Annotated in this window: 9 protein-coding genes; 5 read left to right on the forward strand and 4 right to left on the reverse strand. The window is 62.2% G+C overall.

What is annotated here, in order from left to right; translation table 11 throughout:
* Positions 1-7: 7 nt before the first annotated feature.
* Positions 8-1,000, reverse strand: coding sequence for an isopenicillin N synthase family dioxygenase (locus ACO2Q9_RS03570; RefSeq protein ID WP_423308378.1), 993 nt, complete (start codon positions 998-1,000; stop codon positions 8-10).
* 400 nt (positions 1,001-1,400) lie between these two features.
* Here ACO2Q9_RS03570 and ACO2Q9_RS03575 point away from each other — a divergent pair, with 400 nt between their 5' ends.
* From ACO2Q9_RS03575 to ACO2Q9_RS03590, 4 genes are read left to right on the forward strand one after another with little or no spacing between them, the layout of a single operon-like run.
* Complete coding sequence (locus ACO2Q9_RS03575; RefSeq protein ID WP_423308380.1) at positions 1,401-2,426, forward strand: ABC transporter substrate-binding protein; 1,026 nt, start codon at positions 1,401-1,403, stop codon at positions 2,424-2,426.
* Positions 2,427-2,436: 10 nt separating this feature from the next.
* Positions 2,437-3,414, forward strand: coding sequence for an isopenicillin N synthase family dioxygenase (locus tag ACO2Q9_RS03580; RefSeq protein WP_423308382.1), 978 nt, complete (start codon positions 2,437-2,439; stop codon positions 3,412-3,414).
* Positions 3,411-3,854 (forward strand): VOC family protein, encoded by a 444-nt coding sequence (locus ACO2Q9_RS03585; protein WP_423308384.1) that lies wholly within the window; start codon positions 3,411-3,413, stop codon positions 3,852-3,854. Before ACO2Q9_RS03580 ends, ACO2Q9_RS03585 begins: the two co-directional genes overlap by 4 nt.
* Entirely contained in the window at positions 3,847-4,338 is a 492-nt protein-coding gene (locus tag ACO2Q9_RS03590) for a nucleoside deaminase (RefSeq protein ID WP_423308386.1), read from the forward strand. Before ACO2Q9_RS03585 ends, ACO2Q9_RS03590 begins: the two co-directional genes overlap by 8 nt.
* Before the next feature lie 9 nt (positions 4,339-4,347).
* Here ACO2Q9_RS03590 and ACO2Q9_RS03595 read toward each other — a convergent pair whose 3' ends face one another.
* On the reverse strand, positions 4,348-5,319 hold the full coding sequence (locus ACO2Q9_RS03595; protein WP_423308388.1) for a glycosyltransferase: 972 nt from the start codon (positions 5,317-5,319) through the stop codon (positions 4,348-4,350).
* 202 nt (positions 5,320-5,521) lie between these two features.
* On the opposite strand from ACO2Q9_RS03595, the gene ACO2Q9_RS03600 reads away from it, so the two are divergent.
* Positions 5,522-5,701, forward strand: a complete 180-nt coding sequence (locus tag ACO2Q9_RS03600; RefSeq protein ID WP_423308390.1) for a hypothetical protein — start codon at positions 5,522-5,524, stop codon at positions 5,699-5,701.
* Between the two features lie 258 nt (positions 5,702-5,959).
* Here the strand turns inward: ACO2Q9_RS03600 and ACO2Q9_RS03605 are convergent, their stop codons facing one another.
* On the reverse strand, positions 5,960-6,400 hold the full coding sequence (locus ACO2Q9_RS03605; protein WP_423308392.1) for a hemagglutinin repeat-containing protein: 441 nt from the start codon (positions 6,398-6,400) through the stop codon (positions 5,960-5,962).
* Positions 6,401-6,437: 37 nt separating this feature from the next.
* On the reverse strand, positions 6,438-6,826 hold a 389-nt coding region (locus ACO2Q9_RS03610), incomplete at its 5' end, for a DUF596 domain-containing protein (RefSeq protein WP_423308394.1).

Consider the following 6,826-nt stretch of genomic DNA (forward strand, 5'->3'; position numbering starts at 1 on the left):
TGTCTGATCAATACGCCTTGAAGTTTGCCGCGACGCGCTGGTTGAGGTAATCGCCCGCCGTGATGGCCGGGTACTTCTTGCCGGGACTCTCGATGATGGCGTCGCGATTGGCCTGTGCGAAGAACGCGATGCTGTAACGCGGGCCCATGTATTCGCCCGGCAGCGGATTCTTCACACGGTGGAAATTGCTGGGCAGCTGGTCGTCGCTCCAGCGCATCAGCATGTCGCCGATGTTGCAGGTGATCGCATCGCCGTCCGGCGGGATCGGCGTCCATTCCTGTGCATCCATTTCCTTGCCGGGGCACACCTCGAGGCCACCCTGTCCCTGGCGCTGGTACAGCAGCGTGAGGCAGTCGAAGTCGGTGTGCGCGCCGGCGCGCCACAGGTCGAGCTTGTCCTGCACTTCGGGCGGGATCGCGTAGTAGTGCAGCAGGCGCAGCGTGCTCTGATACGTCGGCTTGGACTGGTCGTGCGCGCGCGTGAAGAATTCGTCATCGAAGCCGAGCTTCATCGCAAAGCACGACAGCACCTTCATGCCCACTTCCCAGCTCTTGCGTTCGAAGGCCAGCATGGCTTCGCGGAAACCGGGCAGCTCGGCCTCGGACGGGAACAGGTCGGCCATGTACGGCCGCGTGATCTGGTAGCTCTCCTTCTGATCCGGCGTGCCGGTGGACGGCCGCACCTGCGCCTTGCTTTCCCAGCCGGAGTTGACAGCCTTCTTCAGCGGGTACTGCCCCTTCACGCTGTCGGGCATGGCGAAGAAGCGCTCGGCTTCACCGAATGCGGCGCGGATCTCTTCAGGCGAGATGCCGTGGTTGATGAGCTGGAAGAAGCCGACGTCGATGGCGGCATCCCAGAGCTGGTCGGCGATCTCGGCCTTGCGGGCCTCGAAATTCGACAGGTCGATGCGGCGGATTTCGCGGGTGGTGTTGACCGAACCCATCGCGCCCATGCGCGATTCCTTTTGCAGTTCGGTGAGGTCGTAGACGTTTGCGGTCATGAAGGTTCTCCTGAAAGTGGTTAGGTTTCAAGAGCAATTTCCTGCCAACCCGTGAAGGTCTGTGCGTACGCAACTGGCTGGTGAACGCTTCTACTCTTGGCGCGGATCATCCGCGTAAGCCTTGCTGTTTGCAAGACACATGCCTATTTCCCTGCGCCGCAGTGGGGCACCATTTCGGCGCACGGCGGATGGCACAGAACATGCATTTGCATTTTCCGGAAGAGAGTAGAAGCGTTCAGCAGTTGCCTGCAACTGCCCGGAAATTGCTCTTGGAGTTTTCGTGAATGCCGTGGCGCGTGCATGAGGTTCATGTACGGCGCGGCTGGCGTTTCACGTCTTCAGGAGCCGGTGTGCGCCATGCAGCCGGTGTGTCGATTTCAACCGTTTGGAGAGCTTCTACATGCAACGCCGTTCCATCCTCCGCGCCTCGGGCGCAGCCGCCCTGCTCGCAGCCAGCCCGTTCATCCGGGCACAAGGCTCGCTCAAGCCTTTCAAGTTCAACCTCGGCTGGAAGGTCGAAGCGTCGGGCGCAGGCTTCCTGCTGGCCCACCAGCGCGGCTACTACAAGGACGCCGGCCTCGACGTGACCATCGATACCGGCAATGGCTCTGCAGCCGCCATCGGCCTGGTGGGCAGCGGCGCGTATGACGCCGCCTCGGCCGACCTGTCGACCATGATCGAGTTCAACCTGGCCAACCCGACCGCCGGCTTGCGCGCCGTTGCCATCCAGTACGACCTGAACCCCAACGCCGTCATCGTGCGCAAGGACGGCCCGATCAAGAAGCCGTCGGACCTCGCAGGCAAGACGCTGCTCGGCCAGCCCTTCAACGCTTCGCGCAAGCTGTTCCCGGTGTTCGCCAAGGCCCAGGGCTTCGACCACTCCGGCGTGAAGTGGGAAAACGTCGCGCCGGACATCGGCGACACGCGCTTCGTGAAGGGTGACTTCGACGGCGCAGGCTACTTCTTCTTCACCGGTCTGCTCAACCTCAAGGCGCGCGGCATGGGCCCCGAGCAACTGACCGTGTTCCGCTTCTCCGACTACGGCATGAAGTCGTACGGCAACGGCCTGGTCGCCAACCCGAAGAGCATGGAACAGGCCGACGCGATGAAGGCCTTCGTGCTTGCAACCACCAAGGGCTGGATCGACTGCTGCGCCGACCCGATGGCAGGTGGCACGGCCATCAAGACCCGCGAGCCGCTGGCCAATCAGGAACTCGAGACCGAGCGCCTCAAGCTCATCGTCGACGGCACGATGAAGACGACCGACACGCGCGCCAACGGCTGGGGTGCCGCCACGCCTGCCCGCCTGCAGGGCACCATCGAAGAAACGGTGGCGGCCTTCGGCCTGAAGAGCACGCCGACCGTGGCCGAGTTCTGGACGGACAAGTTCCTGCCGTCCGCCGCCGACCGCAAGCTCAAGGCCTGACGGGGCAGCCATGGGCATCCCCGTCATCGACCTTGCAGGGGCGCTGGCCCCGGGCGGGCCGCGCGTGGCTGAAGTCGTGCAGCAGATGCGCGAAGCAGCCATGAGCGCTGGCTTCTTCTACGTGAAAAACCACGGCGTTCCCGCCGACATGGTGGCGCGCCAGTTCGACACCACGCGCGACCTGATGAACCTGCCGCCCGAACGCCGCGAAGCGCTGTCCATCGACAAGTCGCCGATCATGCGCGGCTTCGAAAGCCTGGGCGCGCAGACGCTGGACGAGAACGCGCAGCCCGACCTGAAGGAAAGTTTCTATTGCGGCATGGAGTGGCCTGCGGATCATCCGTACGCCGTTGCCGGTTACCAGACCTATGGCCCCAACCAGTGGCCCGCAGAACTGCCGGCCGCGAAGACGCAATGCGTCGCCTATGTCGACGAGATGAACACCTTGTCGGTGCGGCTGATGCAGTTGCTCGCGTTGTCGCTCTCGCTCCCCGAGGACTACTTCGACGCTGCCTGCAAGGACCCGATGGTCACGCTGCGCATGGTGCGCTACCCGCCGCATCCGAAGGACGCGGACGACCGCACCTTCGGCGCTGGCGCGCACACCGACTGGGGCGCCGTCACCATCCTCGCGCAGGATTCGAGTGGGGGCCTGGAAGTGCAGATGCCCGACGGCAGCTGGGTGCCTGCCACGCCGATCGAGGACACCTTCGTCGTGAACCTCGGTGACATGATCCCGCGCTGGACCAACGGCCTCTACCACTCCAACCCGCACCGCGTGCGCAACATGTACACCGGCGCGCCGCGCTATTCGATCCCGTTCTTTTTCGAACCGGAGTTCTTCGCGCGCATCGAGCCGGTACCCGGCACCGTGCCCGAAGGTGAAGCACCGAAGTACAAGGCGTGCACGGCGGGCGAGCATCTCAACGAGATGTACGCCAAGACCTATGGCTTCAAGAGCCCGTCTGCCGAGACTGCGCCCGCATGAAGCTGCTGTTCAATTTCTTCTGTCGCGACATCGAGGCCCAGCTCGCCTTCTACCGGGCGCTGCTGGGCCTGGGTGAATCGGTACACAGCCGCTCGCCGATTTACCGCGCAGTGGAAGGCGAGCACTTCCAGTTCGGCTTTCATGCGCAGCAGGCGTATGAGCTGCTCGGTCTGTCGTCACGCGCTCCGATGGACTTGCCGCCGCAGCCTGTGACCGGGTATCCGACGTTCATGCTGGGCAGCATCGCTGATGTGGACGCGACGATCGCCAAAGTTGCGGCGCTTGGCGGCAAGGTGATCCAGGGTCCCTACCCGACTTACTACAGCCAGTGGCAGGCCGTGCTGGCCGACCCGGAGGACAATGTCTTCCGCATCGCCGCGCAAGGCCTGCCCGCCGGCGTTCCGGTTCCCGTCGTTCAGTTTGCCGCACCGAATGTCTGAAGTTTCCATTGACGAGAAAGACGCCAAGTACATGCGCCAGGCGATCGCCTGGTCTGTCACCGCGCGTGAGCGCGGCAACCGGCCGTTCGGCGCGGTCGTTGTCGACGCGCAAGGCCATGTGCTTGCCGAAGCCTATTGCAACACCACCGAAACCGGTGACTGCACCGGCCACGCCGAGACGAACGCCGTACGCATGCTCAGCCCCAAGGTATCGCGCGAGGTGCTGGCGGGCGCGACGATCTACTCGTCGGGCGAGCCCTGCGTCATGTGCGCGGGTGCGATCTTCTGGTCCAACATCCGCCGCGTTCTCTACGGCATCGATGCGGTGAGCCTGCGCGTGTTCCGCGGTGAACGGCAGGAGCAGAAGGACGCCGAGCTGTCATGCCGCGATGTGTTCGCGGCGTCGCCACATCACATCGAGTGCATCGGGCCAGTGCTGCTGGAAGAAGCCAGCGCGCCGCATGTGGGCGCGTGGAAGGTCTGAGGACGCGCCTCAAGCCGTCCAGGACAATCTGTTGTCCGCAGGACCCACCGGTACCCTGGTGTTCAAAGACTCACCGTCCAGCACTCGCTCATACAACTTCACATAAGCTGCTGCCATGCGCGCCGCATTGAAGTGATGCAGGGCATGTTCATGACAAGTCCGCCGATCGAATGAGCTGGAAAGCAGCAACTCGGTCAGCTCGCGACGTGAAGCACTGAGCGCTCCGCACTCGGGTGGCACCAGCTCGGGTAGCGCGCCGTATGGCGTCGCAAAGACCGGGCATCCGAAGTAAAGGCTCTCAATGACCGCGAGGCCGAAGGGCTCATGCCAGATAACCGGAAAGATCAGTCCGCGCGACGCAGCGAGCAAGCCGGCTTTCTCCGCGCCTCCGACCATGCCGTGAAACCGCACACTTGGCGAAAAGGTGAATCGCAAACCGCGCTTGAAGTTGAACCGATGTCCACCCAACACGGAGAGTGGCACGCCAGCCAAACGGGCGACATCGATGGCACCTCGCACATTCTTGACGCGCCATGCTGCTTTGCCAAGGAAGTGAAAGTGCGAGCGCGAACTTTGCATATTGACCAGTCCGTACGATCTCCAGTCCAATCCATTGAGGACGAATGCCTCTGCACCGTGACGCCGCGCATGGTCACGCGACACGAAGACCGAATTGATGGGAAGCTTTTTGCCGGGAGCAGCATTGCCGTGCTCGGTCACAAGCCACGGTGTCTCCAGTGCCTCGCCCGGGTCGAACTGGAAATGGGCAACATCGACGTCGTGCGGTATCTGGGCTTGCAGCGGCACGTCTGCACGCAAAGGCAGGACACGCGCAAAGTCACATGTCGAGTGGGCAGGCACCAGATAAGAGACGCGATGCCCCAAGGCCACCAACAAGCGGCCGAGATCCCAGACCACCCGCTCGGTGCCGCCGTACGCAAAAACCGGAATCGCCGCGCAATGCGCGAGCAGGATATGCATGCCATCCTCCTTTTGAACAAGGAGGAGGAACATACGTGTAGAAATCGCTGAAGCGAGCAGTCTGCCCTGGCTCTGACAATATTTGACCTTGCTACTTCAACACACTCGAGAGACTGTCTGTCCACGCCGTGAAGCCGGCTTGGGCTGCAGCCGCTCACCCGGCGCGAGAACGGGTCGCAAGCGCGCGTCGCGCTCGGGCCGCATGCGAATCACCCATGAAGAGCGACGGCAGAACACGTCCTTGTCATCGGGCTCGATGTGCGAGGTAGATGCAGAAGCCGACTACGCCACCAGCGAGGCCGTGCGCTGCCACGTCACCAGTGACGGCCAGAGCATACCCGCCGTCAACGCCACGCAAAGGACAAGCCGATCGACAGCATGAGGTAGCACGGGTACGGTCATCCGCAGTAATACGCATCTATTTATGCTGCACCCATTTGCAATGCCAACCAAAGACTTTTGGAAGTTGACAGCAATTGCACAGTATTGGGAGCAACTGGTTCATTGAGTGCTTCCATTGCAGCAAAAGTCCGTAGAAAACACAGTTCGCATACTCGGCGCTTCATCGCTCAGACTTGCTGGAGCTTCCTCGTCAAAAGAATCATGCCATGGCAGCGATCCGTTGTGACTGCCGGGATAGTCACATTACCGATACTCGCAGGAACCGCTGGATGTCCGTCGCCGTGAGCGTGCCGCCCGTCGAAAAGGTGTTGGCGCCGGAGTCGACCGGCTGCTGCGTGCTGGCGATCACGCCGCCAGTCAGGGCGGTGTTGTTTGCCACGCTGATCTGGAACCCCCCATCCCCCGCCTCGATGCCACTTCCCTCGTTGACACTGGCGTAGTCGCTGTCGATGCCGCTGTGGCCCGCGTAGGCCCACACTGTAGTCCCCGAGACGATGATGCCGGCCAGCATAGTGTCGTCTCCGCTTTGCAGGCTAGCGGTGTTGCCGACCGCGACATGGGTGTTCTGCCACAAGGCGTCCCCGGCCGCTGGAGATGCCGTCGGCGAGCGTGGTAAACCACACACCCGGCGCAGTGGAATGCTTGGCAAGGTTTGCTCCACCCGCCAACTCCCCCGCATACGCAAACACCTGCTGATTCATCTCCAATGCCATCGATCAGTCGGCGATCTGGTAGCTGCCATCCGGTCGTCGCCAGGCAACGCCAGCAGGACAAATATCCAGAAACCACCAGACATTCATGCCAAATCCTTCATAAGCCGGCTCGTATCCCGGCTTCGTGCATCGTTTGTCTGCATCTTCTTCACTTGAGGGAAATGCTTTGCGAAACGCCTCCACCTGTTCCTCGATGCTGCCCTCAAGGAACACGCCGTTCTTGTGCAGCTTGATCCGGCCTTCCCGGAGCAGGCGCTCAAACACCCAGAGGAACACGTCACGATGTTCCTCGAACGTCGACCAGTGATAGGGAACGTTGGACCAAAGTAAGGCGAGAGAGCCTGAAGTCGAGTCGTCCGCATACTCTTTGAACAAGGCGTCGCTGATAGCCG

The sequence above is a fragment of the Variovorax sp. VNK109 genome, assembly GCF_049445855.1.
Classification (GTDB): domain Bacteria; phylum Pseudomonadota; class Gammaproteobacteria; order Burkholderiales; family Burkholderiaceae_C; genus JAGOCV01.